Below are 22866 nucleotides of genomic sequence, written 5' to 3'. Positions count from 1 at the left end.
TCCTGTTCTGTTGGGTGATTGCTCACTTGACGGGCTGAGCGTATTGGTGCGGTTTTGGTTGTCGCAAGGTGGTCACGTCCACCCGGTCGGCCTGCCGGACGGACATCCTCGCCCCCACGCGCTTGATGCTGTCCTCCGCGCCGCCCGGAATGTTCATCGCCGCGGCCAGGGTGGGTGGATCGCCTATCGCCAGAATGGAATACGGGGGTGACAGCGTCTTGGCGTCGATGGTCAGCGAGCCGGGCATGCCCACCACCCAGGTGTCCACGCCTACGCGCACCGACTGGTGCGCATCGTTGATCTCGATCGCCTCCGCGCCGGCGGCCCGCAGTTCGTTGACCACGTCGAGCATCGCCTCCGGTGCGACCCCGGGCCCCGGGTCGTCGATCGTGACGGTGACGCCCGGCCCGGTGGCCCCCACGGCGCCGGCCAAGATGGACAGCGCCGCCAGCCGGGCCTGCGCGGCCGCAATGGCGGCCTGGTCGTTGTTACCGGACGCCTGAAGCGAATTCAGCGTTTTCTGCAATTCGTTCACTTCGGCGTTGAGGGTGGCCTCCCGCTGCCGTAACGAATCCAGCAGCACCAACAAGTCCGCGGGGCGCGCGGTTTCCAGCGAGTCGCCCGACTCGTTCTGGCGGACCTGCGTGACGATGGCGACGCCCAGCAGCAGACACAGCAGGACCGCCAACGTCCCGAACGCCATGCGGGACCGGCCGCCACGGACCAGCCCGGAAAGTCCCGTCCGGCGTACCGGCCCGATCTCCGGGCGGGGGCTGTTCGTCGGCAGTTCATGGCGGCCGTGCTGCGCGCGGCTTGCCGCTTCCCGGCTTTCGGCGGCGCCGTCCGGCGGGTCCTGGCTCATGCTGGCCCCATCCCGGTCACGCCCCGAACAACCGGCGCCGCAGCGCGGCGGCATTGCCGAAGATGCGGATGCCCAACACCACGATGATCGCCGTGGACAACTGCGTGCCCACCCCCAGTTGGTCGCCCACATAGACGATCAGAGCGGCCACGAAAACGTTGAACACGAACGAGATCACGAACACTTTGGGGTCGAAGATCCGCTCCAGATAGGCGCGCAGGCCGCCGAACACCGCGTCGAGCGCCGCGACGACCGCGATGGGCAGGTACGGCTGCACGACCTCGGGCACCGCGGGGTGAAAAACCAGGCCGAGCACGATGCCGATCGCCAGCGCGGCGATGCCGATCATGCTCGATTCCCCGTCCGGGACTCGCACACGGGGCGCCGTCTGCCGAGGAGGACTTTTCTCACTGTGGCCCAATCTGTTTGGCGAACTTGATATCCCTGATCGATCCGGCGGGGAGCGTCAGCCCGTCGGCGGCGTCCACGGTGACGACGACGCCGTAGGAGGCCTCGAGCAGCTTGAGGCGCTGTCGGCCCGCGCTCTGGTCGAAGGCGTCCCGCATCGCCCGTGGCGGCCCCACCGCAAGGATCGTGTACGGGCTGCGGGTCGGGTTGTTGTCGACCAGGATCGCCCCGCCGGCCTGCCGGATGGTCGCGTCGGGCCCGATGCGGACGCCGCCGACCGAAATCGCCTCGGCGCCGCTCGCCCACAACGAATTCACGACGAGCTGCAGATCCCGGTCCAGGATGATCTGCCTGCTGCCGCTGACTCGTTGCTTGGACACGTCGGAAAGGTTCGGGCTGGCGCCCGGATCGGTCACGGTCACCTTCAGGCCCGGGCCGATCACCGCCGTGCTGGCCGCCGCCAGGCCGAGGGCGTCGAGGCGCGCCAATAGCCGCTGCCCTTCGGCGTCGTCGGCCAGCGCGCGGCGCTGCACGTCGTCCACTCGCGCGGACAGCGCGCTGCGCCGCTGGGCGAGTGTCGTCGCGGCGTTCTCCGCCGAGCGCACGTTGCCCAGCAGAAGCTGCTGTGCCGAGCGCACACCGGGGGCCACCGAGCGTGCCTGGGCGACCGCGGCCGCGAAGACCGTGGCGATCAGCAGCGCCGCCAACGCCTGCCAAAGCCAGTCGGCGGCGCGTCGGCGCCGACCGGCATCCGGGGCGGCGTCGGCGCGTTTGGCGGCCGCCGCGGCGTAACCCGGATCCAGGTGTTCGGACAGCAGCGCGCGCAGCAGGGAGGGCACCGGGATCAGCTTCGGCCGCGAGGCCACGTGGGCGCTGCGGCCGGCGTTCGGGTCGTAGCCGCCGAGCAGGCGATCCCCGTCAGCCACGCTCGACCGCCTTCGGGGTCGGGGGCCGGCGCGCACCGTGGTCGAGCCGGGGCATCCGGCGCACCACCAACGTCAGCTGCACCACGTACAGTGCGAACGACCACAGGTAGGCGTACATGCCCCAGATCAGGAACGCCCAGCCGCACGCCCCGACGACCCGGCTCCACAGGGCGTCCCACGTCCCCAGCAGCACGAGCGGAAAGCCGGACATCAACGCGAAGGTGGCGGCCTTCCCGATGTAGGTCACCGGCAGCGCGGACAGCCCCCGGCTCCACAGCAGCGGCAACGTCGCGGCCAGCACGCCGTCGCGCGCCAGCAGGACGGCGACGAACCACCACGGCACGATCCCGCTCAACGCCATCACGACCGGGACGCAGACCATGTAGAGGCGGTCGACCGCCGGGTCGAGCAGCACACCCAGCCGCGAAGACTGGTTGAGCAGCCGGGCGATCTTGCCGTCGGCCCAGTCGGACGCGCCGCTGAACATCAAAATCCCGACCGCCCAGCCGTTGGCGTGCGCGCCCAGCAGGGCGTAGGCGAACACTGCGATCAGCACCAAGCGGAGGGCGCTCAGCGCGTTGGGCACCGTCAGCACCCGGTTGGGCGGAAGCGCCGGCTCCATAAGCCGTGACCTTAGCCCGACGACGATGCGGTCCGCAGCGCGGACCGTGGAGGAGTCGGGCAATTGGCTTAGCCCGACGACGATGCGGTCCGCAGCGCGGACCGCGCGCCATCGACCTAGCGGAAGACCCCGGGCAGGCTCAGCGTGGAAAGCGTGTCGTCCGAAAGCGGGTTGTCGTTGACCATGTAGGTCCAGGTCGACGTCGGCCGGGCCAGCTTGGACAGATCCAGGCCCTGTTCCTCTTCCAGGACGTTGGCGGTCTCGAACGTCTGCTGCGCAGCCTCGATCGCGTCCGCGGCCAGCGACGCGAACGCGTCGACCGCCAGCCGGTGGAACTCGTCCAGCGGGTTCTGCCGGCCCAGCGCCCGCAGGTGGATGCTTTCCCGGATGTCGGCCAGGTACGCCAGATGATCGGCCCAGCCGCGGTCGAGGTGATACAGCATGATCTGCCGGCAGATGGTCTCCAGGCGATCTTCGGGGATGTCTTTGGACAGCTCCTTGTACCGCTTGGGCGCCAGTTCGGCGAGCTCCTCGCGCGCGGTTGCGGTGCGCAGCAACGTGTTTCGCCGATCGACGATGATGGCGCGCTGTTGGGCGATCAACTGGTTGTACCGCCACGTGTTGGCGTGCACGTCGAGCATCCGGCCCTCGGCGACCCGCTGGGCGTGGTCGAGCAGACCGGCCGCCTTCGGGCTGACGATCCGGCCGTCCTCGTCGGTTTCCATCGGCAGCTTGTTGTGGTCGAGGTTGGCGGCGACGACGTCGTCTTCCCAACTCGAGAAGAACACCGACGAGCCGGGGTCGCCCTGACGCCCGGCGCGGCCACGCAGTTGGTTGTCGAGCCGCTCGGTGTGATGCCGTCCGGTGCCGACCACGTGCAGCCCGCCGAGTTCGGCGACCCGGTCGTGGTCGGCTTCGTCGGAGCCGCCGAGCCGGATGTCAGTGCCCCGCCCCGCCATCTGGGTGGACACCGTGACCACCCCGTATTTGCCGGCCTCGGCGATCACCTCCGCCTCCTCGGCGTCGTTCTTCGCGTTGAGGACCACCGCGGGCACGCCGCGGCGCAGCAGCCGCTCGTGCAGCTCCTCTGATTCGGCCACGTCGCGGGTGCCGACCAGCACCGGCTGCCCGGTCTCGTGGACTTCGGCGATGTGCGCGACGATGCCGTCGTTCTTGGCGGCGGCGGTGATGTAGACGCGGTCGGACTCGTCTTCGCGAATGTTGGGCTTGTTCGGGGGAATTGGGGACACCCCGAGCTTGTAGAACTGGCGCAGCTGCTCACCGGCGGCCAGCGCGGTGCCGGTCATGCCGCACACCGTTTCGTAGCGGTTGATCAGCGCCTGGACCGTGATGGTGTCGAGGACTTCGCCGGTTTCGGTGGTCTCGATTCCCTCCTTCGCCTCGACGGCTGCCTGCAGGCCGTCGGGCCAGCGCTGCAGCTGGGCGATGCGCCCACGGGAGGCGTTGATCAGGTGCACGGCGTCGTCCCGGACGATGTAGTGCACGTCGCGTTGCAGGAGCACGTGCGCGTGCAGCGCGACGTTGACTTCGGTCAGGGTGGTGCCGACGTGTTCCTCGGAGTAGAGGTCGATGCCGCCGAGCGCCTTCTCCACCTTGCGCGCGCCGACGTCGGTCAGATGGACGTTGCGGCTGTCGGAGTCGGTGTCGTAGTCGGTCTCCGGGGACAGTTCCCCGACCAGCTTGATGATCTCGAGCCGCGGCGTTTCCCGGTGCGTGGTGCCGGCCAGCACCAGCGGCACCAACGCCTCGTCGACCAGCACCGAGTCGGCCTCGTCGATGAGGGCGACGTCGGGATTCGGTGACACCAGGTCGGCGACGTCGACCACGAGTTGGTCGCGCAGCACGTCGAAACCGATCTCGTTGACCGAGGCGTAGGTGACGTCGCAGCCGTACGCGGCGCGGCGCTCCTCGCTCGTGGACTCGGCGGTGATCCAGCCGACGGTCAGCCCCATCGCCTCGATGAGCGGGCCCATCCATTCCGCATCGCGGCGGGCCAGGTAATCGTTGATGGTCACCACGTGGACGTGCCGACCGGCCAGGGCGTATCCGGCCGCCGCGATCGCCCCGGAGAGCGTCTTGCCCTCACCGGTGGCCATTTCGATCACGTCGCCGGCGAGCATGCGCAGCGCCCCGAGCAGCTGCACGTCGAATGGGCGCAGCGTGGTCACGCGTTCGGCCGCCTCCCTCGCGATGGCGAGGAACTGCGGGATGTCATCGGACTCGGCGAGGTCGTCGAGATCGAGCAGCCCGGCGGCCTTGCGTAACTGCTCGTCGCTGAGGCCGGCGGCTTCCTCGTCGTATTCGGACGACTCGGTGACCTGGGCGAGGGATCGGCTGCGGTTCTTCTCGGTGCTGGCGCCGAGCAGCCGCCAAAATCGGCTGCTCAGGCGGCCGGGTTGCGCACGGGTGGTCTTTGGCACAGGTCAACGGTACGCGAACCGTGGGACGGCCCCGCGGGGCGCGACACGCCGCCCGCTGGGCCCTCAGGCCAAGTTGGACCGGCGGGGATAGGCGACGTTGGGGTCGGTGAGGACATTGACGACGGACGGCAGGCCGCTGGTGAAGGCGCGTTCCAGCGCGGGCCGCAACTCGGCCGGCGCGGAGACCAGCTCACCGTGGCCGCCGAGGGCGCGCACCACCTCGTCGTAGCGCGTTCCCGGACGTAGCTCGGCGACCACCGAGTAGCCGTACAACGCCTCCATGGGGTGCTTCTCCAGCCCCCATATGCCGTTGTTGCCGATCACCGAGACGACGGGCACGTTGTGCCGGACCAGGGTGTCCCATTCCATGCCGCTGAACCCGAACGCGCCGTCGCCCTGCAGCAGGACGACCTGACGGTCGGGACGGGCCAGCTTGGCGGCCAGGGCGTAGCCGGGGCCCGAGCCCAGGCAGCCGAAGGGGCCGCTGTCCAGCCAGCAGCCCGGCTGGTAGCTGTCGATCACCCGCCCGGCGTAGGAGCCGAAATCACCGGCGTCGATGACGACGATGGCGTCGCGGTCCAGCATCGGCGCGAGCTCCGCGTACACCCGCATGGGGTGCAGGGGGACGCGGTCGTCGGCGAGTTCGGCCTTTTCCTTGCCGCGCGCCGCCGTCTCGGCCGTCCGCAGTTCGTCGATCCAGTCCTGGTGATCGGCCGCGCCGCCGGCGGCCAGCGCCGCCAGTGTCGACAACAGGTCGCCGTAGAGCTCGGCCTCGACCGGGCGCGGATGCTTGCGCTCGGGTTGCACCCGGTCCGCCACGATGAGCCGGGTTTGCGGCCCGAACACCGCGCCGAAGCCGAGCCGGAAGTCCATGGGCACGCCGACGATCAGCGCAACATCGGCCTCCCCCAACGCTTTTCCGCGCACCCGGGAGAACGCCAACGGGTGATCGGCTGGCACCGCGCCGCGGGCCATCCCGTTCATCAGCACCGGGATCCGCAGTTCCTCGGCGAGACGCAGCAGGGCCGCCTCCCCGTGTCCCCACCAGACGTTGGTGCCCGCCATGATCACCGGCCGCTTCGCCGCGGACAGCAGGGCCGCGGCCCGGCCGAGCGCGTCGCCGTCGGGCGGGGGTCCGGGCGGCAGGTCGGCGAGCGCCCCGGGGCGAGCGTCATCCTCGGACGTCGAAAACACGTGATCCATGGGGAAGTCGACGAAACCGACGCCCGAGGGCGGACCGACCGCCGCCCGCAGCGCCTCGTCGACGAGCCGGCCGGAGTCCTCGGCCGAGGGTGCCGTGGCGGCGAAGCGGGCCAGCGGCGCCACGAACGGCACATGGTCGATCTCCTGCAGCGATCCCATGCCCCACCGCCCCGCGGGCGCGCGACCGCCGAGCACGACCAGGGGCGACTGGTTCTGCTGTGCGGCCGCCATCGCGCTCATCCCGTTGGTGACGCCCGGCCCCGCGGTGAGCGCGGCGACGCCGGGCACCCGCGTCACCTTCGACCACCCTTCCGCGGCGAACGTCGCGGTCTGCTCGTGGCGGGTGTCGATCAGCCGGACGCCCTCCTCGCGGCAGCCGTCGTAAACGGAGAACAGGTGGCCGCCGGACAACGTGAAGACGGTGTCGACACCGCTGGCCCGCAGGCGCCGCGCGATGAGCCGGCCGGCGTGCAATGTTTGTGTGGGGATGGCGTCGGTGCTCATAACCGCAGCCTATCCAGATCCGTCCGGTACCTTCGCCGGAGGATTTGAAGTTCCAGCCGAGTCCACCAGCTCGACCGTGAGGAGACAGCGACCATGGGCCCAAAGCCGTTCAAGCCCTCGATCAACTGGTCGACGGCCACCGTAGATTCCTTGCGGTGGGTAGCCATCGCGTGGCTCATCAGCGCGGTGGTGCTCTTCATCGTCCTGGTCGCCTTCAGGTATCTCACGCCGTGGGGCAGGCAGTTCTGGCGGATCACCCGCGGGTATTTCGTCGGTGCGCGCAGCGTCCGGGTGTGGCTGATGCTGGGCGTGCTGTTGCTGTCAGTACTCCTGTCGGTGCGACTGATGGTGTTGCTCAGCTACCAGGGCAACGACCTGTACACCGCGGTGCAAAAAGCCGTGCAGGGCCTCGCGGCCGACGACGACGCGGTCAAACAATCCGGCATTCACGGCTTTTGGATGTCGATCGCGATCTTCAGCGTGCTGGCCGTCTTGTACGTCATCCGGTTCATGATCGACATCTACCTGACGCAGCGGTTCATCATCGCCTGGCGCATGTGGCTGACGGCCAATCTCACCGACGACTGGCTGACCGGCCGGGCCTATTACCGGGACCTGTTCATCGACCACACCATCGACAACCCCGACCAGCGCATCCAGCAGGACATCGACATCTTCACCGCGAATGCGGGTGGCACCCCGAACATCCCGTCGAATGGGACCGGCAGCACCTTGCTCTTCGGCGCCGTCAACGCGGTGGCGTCCGTGATTTCGTTCGCCGCGATCCTGTGGAACCTGTCCGGAAGCCTCACCGTGTTGGGGGTCGAGTTCCCGCGCGCGATGTTCTGGACCGTCCTGGTGTATGTACTCGTCGCCACGCTGGTGGCGATCTGGCTCGGCCATCCGCTGATCTGGCTCAGCTTCAACAACGAGAAGCTCAACGCCGCGTTCCGCTACGCCCTGGTCCGATTGCGGGATGCCGCTGAGGCCGTGGGCTTCTACCGCGGTGAGCGAGTGGAGCGGGCCCAACTGTGGCGGCGCTTCACCCCGATCATCGACAACTATCGCAAGTTCGTCCGCCGCACCATCATCTTCAACGGCTGGAACTGGTCGGTGTCGCAGGCGATCGTCCCGCTGCCGTGGGTCATCCAGGCGCCGCGCCTGTTCGCCGGCCGGATCGACTTCGGCGACGTCGGCCAGAGCGCGACGGCCTTTGGCAACATTCAGGATTCACTGTCGTTCTTCCGCAATAACTACGACGCGTTCGCGGCCTTCCGGGCGTCGATCATCCGGTTGCACGGGCTGGTCGACGCCAACGACAAGGGTCGCGCGCTGCCGACCATTCTGGTCAAGCCGAGTGAGGAGGCGACCGTCGAGCTTCGCGACATCGAGGTGCGCACGCCGGTCGGCGATCGGCTCATCGACCCGCTCGATGTTCAACTCGCCGAAGGGGATTCGCTGGTGATCACCGGGCGCTCCGGTGCCGGCAAGACCACGCTGCTGCGCAGCCTGGCCGAATTGTGGCCGTATGCTTCCGGCACCCTGTGCCGTCCGGACGGCGACAACGCGACGATGTTCCTGTCCCAGTTGCCATACGTGCCGTTGGGCAGTCTGCGCACCGTCGTGTGCTATCCGAACTCGCCGGACGAGGTCGCCGACGCAGAGCTGCGCGAGGTGCTCACCAAGGTCGCCCTGGCGCCCCTGATCGATCGCCTCGACGAAGAACGGGACTGGGCCAAGGTGCTCTCCCCGGGCGAGCAGCAGCGTGTTGCCTTCGCGCGCATCCTGCTCACCAAACCCAAGGCGGTGTTCCTCGACGAGGCCACCTCGGCGCTGGACGAGGGGCTGGAATACGCGCTCTACCAACTGGTGCGCGCCGAACTGCCGGACTGCGTGGTCGTCAGCGTCAGTCACCGGCCCACCGTCGAGCAGCACCACGAACAAGAGCTGCAATTGCTCGGCGGCGGGCCCTGGCGGCTGGGCCCGGTGCAGGAAGAGAAGGAACCCGCGCGGGTCTAGCGCCTGCGGGCGGCGTGCGCTCCGGCTGGTTCTGAGCGCGCCTACGCTCCCGCCGCCCTGCGGGCGGCGTGCGCTCCGGCGCGGCGCCCGAAGAACGAGCCCTCCCCCAACTGTGTGCCGCTGGCGTAACCCTTGCCGTCCTGGGCGATGTTGGACGCGCAGGCCCCGGCCGCGTACAAGCCGGGCACGACGGTGCCGTCCTTACGCAGCACCTCGCCGTCCACGGACGTGGCGAGCCCACCGATGGTGAAACCGGCGTACATCGCCTTACCCAGCGACATGTCGAACGCGCCCCATGGCCCCTGGTCTTGTGCCGCAAGGAATTCGGGCTGCTTGTGGAAGTCGGGATCCTCGCCGCGGGCGGCGTTGGCGTTGTACCGATCCAGCGTCGCCACCAGGTTGCCTTCCGGAATGCCAAGCGCCGCTTCCATTTCCGGGACGGTCTCCCATCCGTCGATCAGCGGGACCAGCGGCATCTTGGGGTGTTCCAGGTGCGCCTCGTCGACGATGAGGAACGCCGCGCTGTCCGGCTGGTCCATGATGAACCCGGCAGTCCGCGAATGGTATGAATCCTCGGCAACGAAGCGCTGTCCGAGCTTGTTCACGATGATCCCCGTCAACAGGATCGACGGCGGGTACGGCGGGGCCGTGATGAAAATCTGATCCATGTGCTCGGTGGCGCCGCCCGCCGATACGCCCATCCGGATGCCCAGGCCGTCGTCGTAGGTGTTGCCGAGCACGAACGGTTTCTCGGCGAGCTTCGGGGTGTATTCGGCAACCATCTCCGGGTTCATCACGAACCCCCCCGCAGCGATGATCACCGACTTTGCCTTGACCGCACCGGTTTCGGAGAACCGCTTCCACATGACGCCGGTGACCGCGCCCGAACCGTCCACGATGAGCTCGGTGGCGCCCGTCTCGTACCCAATCTGCACGCCCAGGCTCGCGGCGCGCTTGAGCAGCAGATCGATCACCATGCTGGCGCCGCCGGTATCACCGGGCACCGGCACCTTGTGGCCACGCGGGGCCGGCACCGCCTGCTCCAGGAAGGGCCACACCTTCTCGTTGCCGGTGAACATCAGGCCCTCGGTGTTGGGCTGGATGACCGCCTTGCCCGGGAAGTAGCTGCGCTCGAATTGGAAACCCAGGTCTTCCAGCCAATCGAAATGCTCGACGCTGCCCTCACAGTAGGCCCGGATCTTGTCATGATCGGGCTGCCGGGACACGGCGACCAGGTATTTGTACATCTCCTCGGGCGAATCGGGGTGACCGGTGGCCTGCTGAACCGCCGTTCCCCCACCCAGGTAGAAGTGGCCCCCGGCCAGCGACGTCGTGCCACCCGCCGCCGCGGCACGCTCCAGCACCAGCACCCGCGCACCGGCGGCCGCCGCGCTGACGGCGGCGCAGCCACCGGCGATGCCGAAGCCGATCACCACCACGTCGACGTCATCGGACCACGATGTGACGTCGTCCACGCTGACCGTTGCCGGTATCTCCGTGCTCATTTGCGCCACTCCTCTCCCCCGCAAGCGGGGCGTGCCCCCACATCACCGCATCCCCCTCGCCGCTGAGTGGCTGGGGGTGCTCCCAGTGCGTCGTCGCTGGGACGGCTCACCGCTGCTCCTGTTTGATGTAGTCGTAGAACGCCCTCATCTCGGGCGCGATGTAGGCGATCTCCACAAACGGCACTGCCGCCTGCGGCGCCGACACGTAGGCGAATTCGATTCCGCCGGGCATCACGCCTCGCTGCACCACCGCCGCCCCGGACTTCACGGCCCCCGCCAACGCCGCCTCCAATTGTTCGGGGCTTTCCGCCTCCATGCAGATGTGGTGCAGACCGGGCCCGGATTCACGCAGAAAGTCACTATAGATGTTCTCGCCGCGGACCGGTTGGATCAGCTCCAACTGCATGTCGCCGAGGTAGCTCAGTGAGATGCTGGCGACGAAATCGGCGGGCTTGCCGAGGTAGCTGCAGGAATCCGGAGCAAAGTGCACGTCGGGTATCCGGATCCATTTACGCACACCTAACAAGCCGGTGAGAGCGGTTTCGGTGCCATCCAGGTCGGGGGTCACCCACGCGATCTGCGTCGGCGATTGAACGGGAAGGGTCATCGTCTCGCAGGATAGTCCAGTGGCTCGGCCTCCAGAAAGGGCCGGGAAAACTTTGCCATGCCGAGCCGCCGCGGTCACGCCACGGCTGGGTGAACATGTTCTAATTTGCGCCCGCGGCCGTCAGTGCCGGCCCAGCACGTCCACCAGCAGCCGAAGCTGCGCGTCGAACACCGCCTCCGGGTCGGTGAGGGTGTCGGCGCCGTATTGCCCGAACACCTCGAGACTGATCGCGCCCAGTACGCCCGCCCAGAGCAGGAAGCACTTCGTGACCACCTGGTCGTCGCCGGGAAACCCGAACTCCTGGCGAATCCGGTCAAAGTCCGACGACATCGGTTGGGGCGCAACGTCATCCGTCAGCCTGATGTCTCCGGTGGCGATCCCGGACGCCACGGCGTCGAAGAAGGCCGCCACCACCCGGGTCCCAACGCCCACGGTGCGCTCGGGCGGCGCGTGATACCCGGGCACGGGGCTGCCGTAGAGCAGGGCCCAGCGGGCGGGGTGAGCGACGGCCCAGCGCCGCGTCGCCCGGGAAATGGCGACGACGTCGTCACTCCACAGCTCCCCGACCTCTTCGCGGGCGCGGTCCACGGCGTCGGCCAGGTCGGAGTAGGCGTCGACCAGCAGCAAGGTCACCAGCTCATCCCGGCTGGACACGTACCGGTACACGGCGGACGACACCATCCCGAGATCCCGGGCGATCGCACGCACGGACAACCCGGCCGCCCCGCGATCGACCAGCTGCTGGCGGCCGAGCTCGATGATGCGCGCCTCGATCTGCTCCCGCGTCTCCTGGCGTTTGCCCACGCGGTCAGTCTGGCATAACCGAGATCACCGCTCTTGCTTTCTGGCCAGGACTGTGGCAGCCTGCGAATCTAAGAGAGCAGTGCTCTCGGTTGCTTGCGAGAAAGGACGCGACATGTCGACCCGATACGAAGAGCCGAACCGGGCCGCGCGGGCCGCGAACGCGGTGATCCGCTGGCTGGCCGAGATGGGGGTCAGCATCGCCGGGACGCGCGCGCTGCGGGTCCGCGGGCGCAAGAGCGGAAAACCGCGGGCGGTGGTGATCAACCTGCTCACCGTGGAGGGCGTGCACTACGTGGTCTCACCGCGCGGCAACACCCAGTGGGCACGCAACGTCCGGGCCGCGGGCGTCGTCGAGACGGGCCCGCGCTGGCGCAGGCGGCGCGCCCGGGCCAGCGAGGTGGCCGACGCGGCCAAGCCGGAATTGCTGCGACGCTATCTGGACCGCTGGTACTGGCAGGTCAAGGACTATGTCGGGGGCCTGACCCCGGACAGCACCGACGAACAGTTCCGCGCTGTCGCGCCTACCATCCCGGTGTTCGCCCTCGCGGAGGCGGACGCGCCCCGCTGAAATCGCCTAGCGCGCGCCCCGCGCCACCCCGAGGTCCTCCCGGACTTCTTCGGACGTGGCCCGCCACGACACCGCGGCCGGAAAATCCCCCCAGACGCTGTTGAAGATGCCCACGAGCAGCCCAGGACCGCCGCTGGAAGGCAGGTAGACCGGGCCGCCGGAGTCACCGTTGTGGCTCTGCACGCCGTGCGACATGGTGAACCAGCCGTTGTTCACGCTTTCCACGGTCCCGCACGTTTCGCCGGTGCTCACGCCGAAATGGCAGATCGCCTGTCCGGGGGCCAGCGCCGCCGCCGGATTCGAGATCAGTTGACGCCCGCCCGGCAGGACGTTGTTCGCCATGACGCCGTTGTCCAGCACGATCGCCTCGTAGTCGGTGATCAACTGGTCGGTGGCCACCGTCGTGCCGCTGGGGGTGTTGTCCCGGAAGGCCGCCAGGCGGCCGATGACCGCGCCACCCCGGTCGGTGACGACCCCCTCGCCGCCCCGGCAGTGCCCCGCCGTGAACGCGATCTTCATCCCGGGGTCGACGTAGCCCAGCGTGCAGACGCGGTTGCCCTGATGGATCTCCATGCCCGGATAGACCATGACGGGGTCGGCTTCAGCCGGCACAGGCGGCAGCGATTGCGCAAGTGCGGCGACGGTGATCGACGCGGTGAATGCGCGCATTGCCAGGCGACGCACCATGAACTCCGATCCGTCGGGGCCAAATCTCGACCGATTTGAGATTACGGCGTGACTTTCCGTTACGCAGAAGTCTTCGCGCCGTCCGCGGCCGGTGTTACGGCGACGTCGCCACCGGGACGGCCGCCTCGATCTGGCTCGCGGTGCGCGGCGCCCAGCCGGGCGGACCGAAAACGTAGCCCAGCCGATCGCGCAGGCGGGTCGCCGAACGCCAGTCGTGGGCGATCGCGACGTATTCGCGGGTCTGCAGCTTCCAGATGTTGAAGGTGTCGACCTTCTTGGTCAGGCCGTAGTGCGGGCGGAACAACTCGGCCTGGAAGCTGCCGAAAAGCCGGTCCCAGATGATGAGGATCCCGCCGTAGTTCTTGTCGAGGTAGATCTGGTCCATTCCGTGGTGCACCCGATGATGCGACGGGGTGTTGAGGACGAATTCGAAGGGCCGGGGCAGCTTGCCGATCCGCTCGGTGTGCACCCAGAACTGGTAGATCAGGCTGATCGAGAAACTGAAGAACACCATCCAGGGTGGAATCCCCAACAGCGGCAAGGGGACCCACATCAGGATCTCGCCGCTGTTGTTCCACTTCTGGCGCAGTGCGGTGGCGAAGTTGAAGTATTCGCTGGAGTGATGGGCCTGGTGCGTCGCCCAGATCAACCGGACCCGGTGCGCGATCCGGTGATAGGCGTAGTAGAGCAGGTCGACACCGATGATCGCGATGACCCACGTGTACCACCGGTTCGCCGAGAGGTGCCAGGGCGCCACGTAGGCATAGATCGCGGCGTAGCCGAACAGGGCCAGCGTCTTCCATGCGGCGGTAGTGCCCACCGAAACCAGCCCCATCGAGATGCTGGCCAGCGAGTCGCGGGTGAGGTACGCACCGGACACCGGACGCTGCCCGACGATGCTTTCCAGCTTGCGGGCCGCGGTCCATTCCAGGGCCAACAGCAACAGGAAGAACGGAACGGCGAGCAGCACCGGGTCCCTCAGCTGCGGGGGCAGCGCCGACACAAAGCCTGAAAGCGTACTCACAGGCATAAGAATACGACGACCAACCGGACGGTTGGGTCGCTCTGGTCCCTAGCGAAGCCCGTCCTGCTGTGCCTCGTCGCCGGCGTACCACTGCACCGCCCGGACTCCGGGCTGCAGGGACAGCTCCGCCACCAACCGCTCCAACCGGGCGGGAGCGTCGCCGTCCATGAGGAGGTGGGCGGTCAACATGATCTCGTCGTCGCCGGCCTGCCCGGTATGGATGCCGCGGAGCGTGATGTCGTTACCGCTCGCGTGCTGGATGATCTGGGCGCGCGCGTACTTCTCGTGTTTTGGCCGCGAGATCACCTGGACCAGGTAGGGCCGCAGGCTTTCGTCGTCGTCGCCGGTGTTGTCGCGGTCGATCAACCGGCCCAGCGGGCGCCCGAGCACGTGAATGGCGATGACGGTCCCGGTGCCGATCAACGCGAAGGCCAGATGTCCGGATGCGGCCAGGACACCGATCGCCGCCGAGCACCACAGGGTGGCGGCGGTGTTGAGGCCCCGGACGTTCACCCCTTCGCGCAGGATCACGCCACCGCCGAGGAAGCCGATCCCGGACACCACGTACGACGCGACCCTGGTGGGGCTGGTGTCCGTGGTGGCGGCGGCGTACAGCACGAAGAGCGTCGCGCCGCCGGCGACCAGCGCGTTGGTGCGCAGGCCGGCCCGCCGGGCCCGCCATTGCCGCTCCAGACCGATGAGGGCTCCACAACCCACCCCGACGGCCAGTCGGAGCGCGAAATCGGCGACACTCAACGTGTCCATCGGCACTCCTTCCCCCCGGGCCAGGCACAGCAGCCCGGAGCTAACCACGCACAAGTAAACAACGGGTGCACCGCCTCGGAACCGGATTCGATGCGGCCACCCGCGCGCAACCTGCGGGCAACCGGCGGATGCAATGGCGGCGCCCAGCTAGCTCCTGTTGAGTTGCTGGGGACAATAAAATTTCGCGGCGATCGCCAGAAACGACGTTGCGTGGTCCGTGGTGAGCCCGGGGTTTTGGCCTTTCAAATCGTTGACCATCTGGGGGCCGTACTCGCCATTGCCCATGGCGCTACACACCGCCTGGGCGAACTGGACCGCCGCCTCCGGCGTCTTGTAGGTGATACCCGCGCTGCGCAGCGACGCCAGAAAGCTCGCCTCGTCGACGCCGGCGGCGTCCGGGTCAGCGCCTGCGGGGGCGGCAAGCGCAATCACGGCCGAAACGCCGATCAACGCCATTGGCAGCCTCATAACCGGTGATTGTCTCATGTTGCGCTAGCGACCGCAGCGCTGGCTTCACTTACCGTAATGCCCTACCGGCCAATGTAATACGAGAGCCGTCCAACCGCGATCAGGCTTTGCTGAGTTGATGCGGGCAATAGTATTTCGCGGAAATCATCGCGAAGTTGGAGGCCATCTCCATGTCCATTCCCGGGTTGTGTGTCTTCACGTCGTGAACCAGCTCCAGGCCAGATTCGCCGTTGTTCAGGCACGAACACACCGCCCGGCCAGCCCCGACCGCCGCACCCGGACTGGCGAAGGTGAAGCCGGCCTGATGCAGGGCGGCCAGGAAGGCCCCGTCGTCACCGTCGGGCACGGGCGGAGGGTCGGCGTACGCCGGTGCGGCCAGGCCGATCATGGCGGGGACAGCCAGTAGCGCTAGCAGCCGTTTCATTTCTACTTACCTTCTCTCAGGGCGACGGGAAGATGTCTTATCCACATCAGCCGCCGCGCGTTTTCCTGGTCGACGACGAACACGTTTGCTGTCAACCTAACTGGGCATCGGCGGGTAAGACTTTGGACTTGTCTCCCTTTTTCAGGTGCACAGCGTGGATGCCGGGTTTCTTCGCCAGCTGCTCGAGCAGGGCGTCGAGACCTTCCTGGTCGACGTTGTGGTGCTGCACGGTTTCGGGCTTCTCCGATATCTGCGCGACCAGACGCTTGAGTTGTTCGGGAGATTGTTGGCCCTTGAGGTCCTTGATCGGTTTCATCCGGTTGCGCACGCCGGCACCCACGACGGTGGGCCCCCCGGAGCCGAGGGCGCTGCCCAGCATTCCGGCCATGCCCATCGAACTGAACAGGCTGCCCTCACCGAGCGCGGCCGCGGGCACCGCCTCGGGTCCGGCGGCCGACAATGCGGCGGCAACCGTCCTGATGGCGGGCGTCGAGGTGGCCCAACTCGGGGGGACCGATAGCTTGCCCACCAAGGTGCCGGCGTTGCCCATGCTCGCTATCGGGCTGATCGCGCTGTACAGCGTGCCGCGGCCGAAGCCCAACGCCCCGAGCCCGGCGCCCAGCGCATCCTTCGGCAGCGCGCCATAGGCGGCGGGCGGGGCGAACTTGAGCCACTGCGACAGGGGGAAGTTGATCAGCAGCCCGACGTCGTTGAACTGCGTGGTCAGGCCAAGCGGCACCTTCACCGCGTTGTACATCGCGGTGATCAAGGGGGTGCCGCCGGGCGTTGTGCCGAAGCCTTTCAAGAAGGTGTTGACGGCGGTGTTGTATTGGGTGGCCAGCTGGGAGAGCCATGCCAGTATCGGATTCCCCGGGCCCGCGGTCAGCGAGGTGGCCGCCGCGTTGATGGTCGACGCCACATTGCCGGTCGACGTGCCCGCCGCTTGGCTCATCGCGGCCGCCTGCATCGTCGTGCCCGTCCCGCTGGTGGTCTGCGGCGGGTCGGTGAACGGCGTGAACCGGGTGGCCGCCTGCGACGAGCTGGCGTAGGTGTCCATCGCCACGGCGTCCTGGGCCCACATTTCGCCATACTGGGTCTCGGTCGCTGCGATCGCCGCCGTGTTCTGCCCGAAGAGGTTGCTCGCCATCAGCTGGGCTAATAGCGCACGGTTTTCCGCGATCACCGGGGGCGGTACGTGGGCCGCGAACGCCGCCTCGTAGGCCGCCGCCGCCGACGCGGCTTGGGTCGCGGCTTCCTGGGCCTGGGTCGCCGTTTGCTGCATCCAGGCCACGTAAGGGGCCGCCGCGGACGCCATTGCGATCGACGAGGGACCCACCCATGGCCCACCGGTCAGGCTCGCGATCACCGACGAATAGGCAGTGGCGGTGGACTGCAGCTCGGTGGCCAGGTTCTCCCAGGCAGTCGCCGCCGCGACCAGCGACTCCGCTCCCGGCCCGCTGTACATCCGGCCCGAGTTGAACTCTGGCGGAAAGGCTCCGTAAAACATTGCTATCCCCTTACTCAGGCGCTTGGGTCGACGGCGCCGGACCCCGGTACGTGGTGATCATCGCTGTCACTCCTCGATGTAAGGGATCACGATGATGGTGGCTGCGGCGGGGTCGGCCTCGGCGACCGCGCCGCCCAATGAGGCGGCCGCCGTGGAGGTGCCGCCGACGGAGTGGGTCCCGGCAGCCGCAACCGCGCGTCCCGCCAAGCTGGACAGGGCCATCTGGCTGAAGACGCCTTCTTCGCCGGCCAGCGCCGCGGGGGCGGCCGCCATGTTGGTCGGCAACACCTGGGCGATCGTCCGGATCGCCGGAGCGGCTTCCGTCCACCCCTGTGGTACCGACATGCCGCCAACCAGGGCCGCCTTGCCCAGAGACCCGGACACCGGCCCCACGGCGGAGCTGAGCATCGGCCTGACCGCGCTCGGCCCACTGGTCAGCGGAGCGAGAGCGCCGGAGATCGCCTTCGGGCCGGCCAAATAGGCAGCGGCGCCCTGGCCGTTCTGGCCCCAGGCGTACGCCTGACCGAACGACAGGAACGGGCCGCCCGGAACGCTGGCCCATGACTGGGGGGAATACGGGCCCGTCAGCACCGACCAGATGTTGTTCCAGTAGTCCAGGTTTTGCCCGATTCCGGTGGTGAGTCCCGTGCCCGTCGTCCCGGCATTCGGTGCCGCGTTGCTGACGTTGCTGACGGCCTGCATCGACGTGCTCAGCTGCGACAGCTGCGCGGCGGTGTTCGAGCTCGACTGGGCACTGGACTGGGTGACCGCGGCCGCCTGCGTCGGTCCGGCCGACTGGTTGGTGGTCTGCGGCGGCTCGGCGAACGGGGTCAGCTGCGATGCGGTCGCCGACGAGGCCGCGTAGCCGTACATCGCCGCCGCGTCCTGGGCCCACATCTCCATGTATTGGGCTTCGGTGGCGGCGATCGCCGGGGTGTTCTGGCCGAGGATGTTCGTCGCGATCAAGGTGGCCAGCAGCGCGCGGTTGGCCGCAATCACCGGGGGTGGCACCGTGGCCGCAAAAGCCGCCTCATAGGCGCCCGCGGCCAGCTTGGCCTGGGCGCCGGTCGCTTCGGCCTGAGCGCCGGTGGCGTTGATCCACGCCACGTATGGGGCCGCGGCGGCGGCCATTGCTATCGACGACGGCCCAGTCCACGGTCCCGTAGCCAGCGCTTCGACCGCCGAGCTGTACGACGCTCCGGCGGCCTGTAATTCCGTGGCCAACTCGTCCCACGCCGCCGCGGCAGCCAACAGCGGACCCGATCCCGCACCGACATACATCCGCCCCGAGTTGATCTCCGGCGGAAGCGCCCCGAAATCCAGCATCTACTACCTCCGGTCCCCTAAGTGGCCGCCATGGTAGGCGTGGCTTTGCTGCCCTGGCCGCATCCGGACCACGGTTCTAATGAAACGCATCAAATTCGTCCTTGAACCCATGAGCTCATTTCACATGTGTCTGACAACAGACCATTTCTCCTTAACTGAAGGCGCCCGGGGAAGATTGATGCGCAACCGACCTCTCCGGCCGCTCCACGAATATAAGGGAATCGTGACCGCACTGTATTCGGTCGCAGTTCCCCGCAGGTAACGACGTGTAAAAAACGAATGTCACTATGTCGTTGGGTTGTGTGAGAAGTTTGTCCTCCCAGCTATCGCGTATATTGCGTGGACTCAATGGTTAACGTTGCTTCGTGGCGCACATTAGCAACGGTATGTGAGGCAATTAACAACCGCGTCTTGGAACGCAGTTGTTGTACGAATCGGCGCCATTTCGCCGGTTCGCTAAATCAATTATTTCCTAGGTGACACGAAATCGCAGCCCCCGAAGACCTCCTATTTCCATACCGCAAAAACAGCACGAAACCCGCATGCGGCAGCGCCGCAAACGTCGATCGGTTCAGACCGGCAAGCTCATAGCGAGCGTGTCAATCCGAAATAAACACCGCCCTCAATTTCACCCGTGATTACGCCCAGCTGGACCCAACGGCGCTGTCGGTGCTGGACATGTTGCTGCCGGCGCTTTGCACCTTCTGCCCATGGGCGGTGCCTGCTCGGCCTCCAACGAGGCCGCTTGGGCGCGGATGGTGGCGCCATGGGCGTCCACGGTCGCCGAATTGATAGTTGATTGTCACGCCATTCCCCTACCGTTCATCAAGACGAAGGTTAAACGGGCTACTCTGCCGCGCCGCTGATTAGCTGCTGACAGTTTCCTGGGAGCCAGGTTTTCGCTGCTCATTGCGGTTTTTGGGCAGGGTCGGTGGCCCTGTTGCAACCGTCAGAAGGTTGCCGAAGGGTCGACTTTTCTCAAAAACGACATGTAAAAACCTGCGGACCCGCTGGCGCGCGGTGCCCAGCCACAAGGTTGCCGGCACCGCCGGCGGGCCGCCTCAGGCGTCCGGCGGCCCCTGGTGACATCGGAGCCGGATCCGCGGCGGGCGCGGCGTCCATGGCCGCAGGAACGCACGCCCTCCGCGGCGCGAGGGGCGCCGGTTTACGTCGTCTTGTTCTCGGCGACCGCCGCGCTCAGGCCCTCGGCGAGATCCTCGTGGGTCAGCTCCTTGAACCGCAACAGCTGGCGTTCGGTGAACTCGGTGACGTCGCTGGCGAGCACCGCATCCAGGTCCTCGTCGTCCAGCCGGAAACTGCGGTGATCGCGGGCCTTCTCCACCACATTGCGCACGAAACCGGCATTGCCCAGCGTATCGATCCCCCGGATCAGGTCCCCGTCCTCGGAGTAGCTCTCGTCGAGATAAAACCTGGTGTACGAAGGCAACAGGGACTGGGCGGCTTCCTCGGTGATGACGTCCTCGTTCTCCTGGCCCATCAACCGGGTCAGGGCGACCAGCTCGTCCGGCGTGTAGCTGAAGAACTCGATGACGGTCGAAAACCGCCGCCGCAGGCCCTGATTCACGTCGAGCATCTTCTCCATCGCCTTGGCGTAGCCCGCACCGAAGACCACGAGTTCGTCGCGATGGTTCTCCATGTACAGCAGCAACGTATTGATGATCGCGTTGCCGTAGGGATCACCTTGCTGGTAACCCTTCTCGTGCAACGTGTGCATCTCGTCGAAGAAGACGGCCCCGCCCAGAGCTTCCTCGAGCATCTCCTCGGTGTTCTTCTCCGCGTCGGCCATGTAGCGGCCCAGCAGCTTGGTGCGGCTGGTTTCCACCACCACCGGCTTGCGCAGCACCGTCAAGCCGCACAGTTGCTTGCTGAAGGCCCGTGCCACCGACGTCTTTCCGGTGCCGGGCGGTCCCAAGAGCAGGGTGTGGCGAGACGTCACCGGCACCGGAAGGCCCATCTTGGCGCGCGCCAGGTTCACCTTCGTCGTCGCCTTGATGAGCTTGATTTCCCGCTTGGCCCGCTCCATGCCCAGCATCGCGTTGAGTTCGGCGTCACCCTCGGCGAGGTATCGTGCGGCCTCCTCGGCATGGCGAGCGGCCTCGGTCTCGGCCCGGGTCGGCGCGCTGTCCGCGTCCCACGGATCCGTGCGCGCCTCGATGGTTTCCGGGTCGGTCAAGACCAGTCGAAAGTTCGGGTTGTCCAGCGCTTCACGGGCCGGGCTGAACTTCGGATCGCGCGAATACACCCGGCGCAACAGTTCGACGGCCTCTTCCTCGCGGCCGAGATGCCGCAAGCACATCCCCTGGGTGTACAGGGCGATGTTGGCCGCGCCCGGGACTCGGTCTCCTTCGATCGCGTCCTTGCCTCGCCGGATCGCCTCCTCGAAGACGCCGAGCGAAGCCAGCGCGGTCGTTGCCATCGCCGCACCGGCGGCCTTCAGTTCGGGCTGACGCCAGACCTTGCCCTCCGGGAACTGATTGAGCACGTCCGGCCACCGGCCGGTGCGGAAATACAGCACGCCCCGCACGTAGTCCACCAGCTCCTGCTCGAAGGGCTGGCGGGGTTCGACCCCGTCGAGCAGCTCCGAGGCCTCCTCGTAGCGCTTGGCCTCCGCGAGAACGGCGGCGTACGCACACGCGAGCGACTCGACGCTGGTGACTGCCAGCTGCAGGAACAGCCCGTCGGAGACCTGGGGGCGGAAGTGCAGATCGGTGACCCCGAGCCGGCGGGTCTCCCACCCGAACGTCCGGATCGACGCCCAGGCGCCGGCGAGTACCTCGATGCTGCGCTCCCCCGCCAGCAACCGTGCGAGCCAGGCGTCGCACATCCCAGGGTCCAGGTTGCTGGCCGTGGTGAACATCTGCGACGCCACCTGCGGGTTGTGACTCGGTTGCAGCCCGTTGACCGATATCCCGGATGCCAACAGGCCGGCGACCATCGCATTGCGGGCGCCCTCAGCGGTTGATTGTGGCCGCGTCATTGCGCTACAGGCGCGCCGGCCGGGCTCCCTCGCAGCTGATCGACCGACAGCACCAAGTCGTCGTCGTCACGCAGTCCGCGGCTCGGCACGACGAGCGGGGCGCGTGGTGCCGGGGCGGGCAGGCTGGCGCGGACCGCGGCCAGCTGACGCCCCGTGAGGCGGTTGAGGCCGGCCGACACGTCTCGGGGCAGCCGCTTCTCGGTGTGGTAGCGCACCCAGGCCGAGACCTGCGGCCGGCCCGCTCGCGCGGTCAGCCTCACTGTCAGCACGGTGGCCGCCGTGTCGGCCTGCCACAGCTCGTCGAGCGTGTCGGTGGTGATGTCGGAGGGCGTCACCCAGAAGCTGGTCGTGAAGCCGTTGAAATGCTTGAGGTGACGCCAGCCGGGCCGGCTCCACGTCGGCTCCAGGTCTGCCAGCACCGCGCGGTCGACCCCGGCCAGCTCCTCGGCGGTCAACGGCTTTGCGGCACAGGTCAGTCCGTCGAGATCCTGGGCAAGCCGCTCGGTGGCCGCCACCAACGTCGAGGCCAGCGAATCGCGGACCGCGACCGCGGCGATGTTGCGCTGCGGGTTCATCCGCAACACCAGCCAGGTTCGGCGGACGTACGAGGTGGGCTCACCGTTGGCGACCTCCCACTCCTCGGGGCCCCAGTCGTCGAGCTTGGACAACTCGGCGGCGTTGCCGCCACGGCGCACCTTGACCGACACGATGTCGACGTCGTCGAGGTGAATGTCGAACTGCCGCAACCCGTCAGCCACCGCCTGCACCAGCAGGGTGGGCGGCGCCGCGCGGTGGCGGTGACGCGACGCGGGGTCGTCCTCGCCGCCGTTGACGGCGATCACGGTCACCAGCTGGCCCTCGTACTCGCGCACGCCGACCTTGTCGCGCCCGAATCGGCGCTGGTAGTCCAGCGCCGGCGTGCAGCCCGCGCCCAGGGCCGTGCCCGGATCGGCGGACCAGTCCCACAGCCAGGTCCCCAGACCTGACGTCACGGTGATGCCGTGGTAGGTGACCAGCGAGAAGAGCGCGATCAACGCCGCGAGACCGACACCCACCCAGAACGCGATGCGATAGGTGCCCTGCCACGACTCCGGGCAGTGGCTGGCCACCACCATGATCGCGATGTCGACCAGGAACACCGCCGTGACCCGTGGCCACGACAACGACAACCCGAATCTGCGCTGAGCTTTCATGACCG

20 protein-coding genes and 1 pseudogene are annotated in these 22866 nt (G+C 67.7%); 2 read left to right on the top strand and 19 right to left on the bottom strand.

The window, feature by feature from the left end:
* Window positions 1-22 precede the first annotated feature (22 nt).
* From G6N37_RS06940 to G6N37_RS06915, 6 genes are all read right to left on the bottom strand, one after another.
* Window positions 23-862: a DUF881 domain-containing protein gene (locus tag G6N37_RS06940; protein WP_163677826.1), complete on the bottom strand. Its 840-nt coding sequence runs from the start codon at window positions 860-862 to the stop codon at window positions 23-25.
* Between the two features lie 16 nt (window positions 863-878).
* On the bottom strand, window positions 879-1211 hold the full coding sequence (locus tag G6N37_RS06935) for a small basic family protein (protein WP_007170008.1): 333 nt from the start codon (window positions 1209-1211) through the stop codon (window positions 879-881).
* A 58-nt stretch (window positions 1212-1269) separates the two neighbouring features.
* Entirely contained in the window at window positions 1270-2196 is a 927-nt protein-coding gene (locus G6N37_RS06930) for a DUF881 domain-containing protein (RefSeq protein ID WP_163677824.1), read from the bottom strand.
* Window positions 2189-2818 carry a CDP-alcohol phosphatidyltransferase family protein gene (locus G6N37_RS06925; RefSeq protein ID WP_163677822.1) on the bottom strand — a complete coding sequence of 210 codons (630 nt, stop codon included), beginning with the start codon at window positions 2816-2818 and terminating at the stop codon, window positions 2189-2191. The genes G6N37_RS06930 and G6N37_RS06925 overlap by 8 nt, the downstream gene beginning before the upstream one ends.
* Before the next feature lie 116 nt (window positions 2819-2934).
* On the bottom strand, window positions 2935-5259 hold the full coding sequence (gene secA2, locus G6N37_RS06920; RefSeq protein ID WP_163677820.1) for an accessory Sec system translocase SecA2: 2325 nt from the start codon (window positions 5257-5259) through the stop codon (window positions 2935-2937).
* Window positions 5260-5322: 63 nt separating this feature from the next.
* Window positions 5323-6966 (bottom strand): acetolactate synthase, encoded by a 1644-nt coding sequence (locus G6N37_RS06915; RefSeq protein ID WP_163677818.1) that lies wholly within the window; start codon window positions 6964-6966, stop codon window positions 5323-5325.
* A 93-nt stretch (window positions 6967-7059) separates the two neighbouring features.
* Here G6N37_RS06915 and G6N37_RS06910 point away from each other — a divergent pair, with 93 nt between their 5' ends.
* The gene (locus G6N37_RS06910) at window positions 7060-8985 is read left to right on the top strand and encodes an ABC transporter ATP-binding protein/permease (RefSeq protein ID WP_163677815.1); all 1926 of its coding nucleotides are present in this window, start codon (window positions 7060-7062) and stop codon (window positions 8983-8985) included.
* A gap of 41 nt (window positions 8986-9026) precedes the next feature.
* On the opposite strand, the gene G6N37_RS06905 is transcribed toward G6N37_RS06910, so the two are convergent.
* The 3 genes from G6N37_RS06905 to G6N37_RS06895 form a co-directional block, all read right to left on the bottom strand.
* The gene (locus G6N37_RS06905; RefSeq protein WP_163677812.1) at window positions 9027-10490 is read right to left on the bottom strand and encodes an FAD-binding protein; all 1464 of its coding nucleotides are present in this window, start codon (window positions 10488-10490) and stop codon (window positions 9027-9029) included.
* A 106-nt stretch (window positions 10491-10596) separates the two neighbouring features.
* Complete coding sequence (locus G6N37_RS06900) at window positions 10597-11097, bottom strand: VOC family protein (RefSeq protein WP_163677809.1); 501 nt, start codon at window positions 11095-11097, stop codon at window positions 10597-10599.
* A gap of 120 nt (window positions 11098-11217) precedes the next feature.
* On the bottom strand, window positions 11218-11901 hold the full coding sequence (locus G6N37_RS06895) for a TetR/AcrR family transcriptional regulator (protein ID WP_163677806.1): 684 nt from the start codon (window positions 11899-11901) through the stop codon (window positions 11218-11220).
* Window positions 11902-12013: 112 nt separating this feature from the next.
* Here G6N37_RS06895 and G6N37_RS06890 point away from each other — a divergent pair, with 112 nt between their 5' ends.
* Window positions 12014-12469: a nitroreductase/quinone reductase family protein gene (locus G6N37_RS06890; protein ID WP_163677803.1), complete on the top strand. Its 456-nt coding sequence runs from the start codon at window positions 12014-12016 to the stop codon at window positions 12467-12469.
* 6 nt (window positions 12470-12475) lie between these two features.
* Here the strand turns inward: G6N37_RS06890 and G6N37_RS06885 are convergent, their stop codons facing one another.
* The 10 genes and pseudogenes from G6N37_RS06885 to eccE form a co-directional block, all read right to left on the bottom strand.
* Window positions 12476-13156, bottom strand: a complete 681-nt coding sequence (locus G6N37_RS06885; protein WP_163677786.1) for an Rv1815 family serine proteinase — start codon at window positions 13154-13156, stop codon at window positions 12476-12478.
* A 94-nt stretch (window positions 13157-13250) separates the two neighbouring features.
* Window positions 13251-14180, bottom strand: coding sequence for a sterol desaturase family protein (locus G6N37_RS06880; protein WP_179961882.1), 930 nt, complete (start codon window positions 14178-14180; stop codon window positions 13251-13253).
* A gap of 48 nt (window positions 14181-14228) precedes the next feature.
* Window positions 14229-14945 (bottom strand): MgtC/SapB family protein, encoded by a 717-nt coding sequence (locus G6N37_RS06875; protein WP_163677783.1) that lies wholly within the window; start codon window positions 14943-14945, stop codon window positions 14229-14231.
* A 147-nt stretch (window positions 14946-15092) separates the two neighbouring features.
* Entirely contained in the window at window positions 15093-15413 is a 321-nt protein-coding gene (locus tag G6N37_RS06870; protein ID WP_163677779.1) for a DUF732 domain-containing protein, read from the bottom strand.
* Window positions 15414-15513: 100 nt separating this feature from the next.
* Window positions 15514-15837 (bottom strand): DUF732 domain-containing protein, encoded by a 324-nt coding sequence (locus G6N37_RS06865; protein WP_163677777.1) that lies wholly within the window; start codon window positions 15835-15837, stop codon window positions 15514-15516.
* Between the two features lie 91 nt (window positions 15838-15928).
* Window positions 15929-17344: a PPE family protein gene (locus G6N37_RS06860; RefSeq protein WP_163677775.1), complete on the bottom strand. Its 1416-nt coding sequence runs from the start codon at window positions 17342-17344 to the stop codon at window positions 15929-15931.
* A gap of 66 nt (window positions 17345-17410) precedes the next feature.
* Complete coding sequence (locus G6N37_RS06855; RefSeq protein WP_163677772.1) at window positions 17411-18670, bottom strand: PPE family protein; 1260 nt, start codon at window positions 18668-18670, stop codon at window positions 17411-17413.
* 638 nt (window positions 18671-19308) lie between these two features.
* Window positions 19309-19476, bottom strand: a pseudogene (locus G6N37_RS26140) (hypothetical protein).
* 359 nt (window positions 19477-19835) lie between these two features.
* Window positions 19836-21668 (bottom strand): type VII secretion AAA-ATPase EccA, encoded by a 1833-nt coding sequence (gene eccA, locus G6N37_RS06850; RefSeq protein WP_163677770.1) that lies wholly within the window; start codon window positions 21666-21668, stop codon window positions 19836-19838.
* A complete protein-coding gene (eccE, locus tag G6N37_RS06845) occupies window positions 21665-22861 on the bottom strand; it encodes a type VII secretion protein EccE (RefSeq protein ID WP_163677766.1) in 1197 nt (398 codons plus the stop codon). Before eccE ends, eccA begins: the two co-directional genes overlap by 4 nt.
* Window positions 22862-22866: the final 5 nt, after the last annotated feature.

The organism is Mycobacterium seoulense, assembly GCF_010731595.1.
Taxonomy (GTDB): Bacteria; Actinomycetota; Actinomycetes; order Mycobacteriales; family Mycobacteriaceae; genus Mycobacterium; species Mycobacterium seoulense.
Note: the sequence above shows the minus strand (reverse complement) of the source record. Positions and strands in the feature narration are given on the sequence as shown.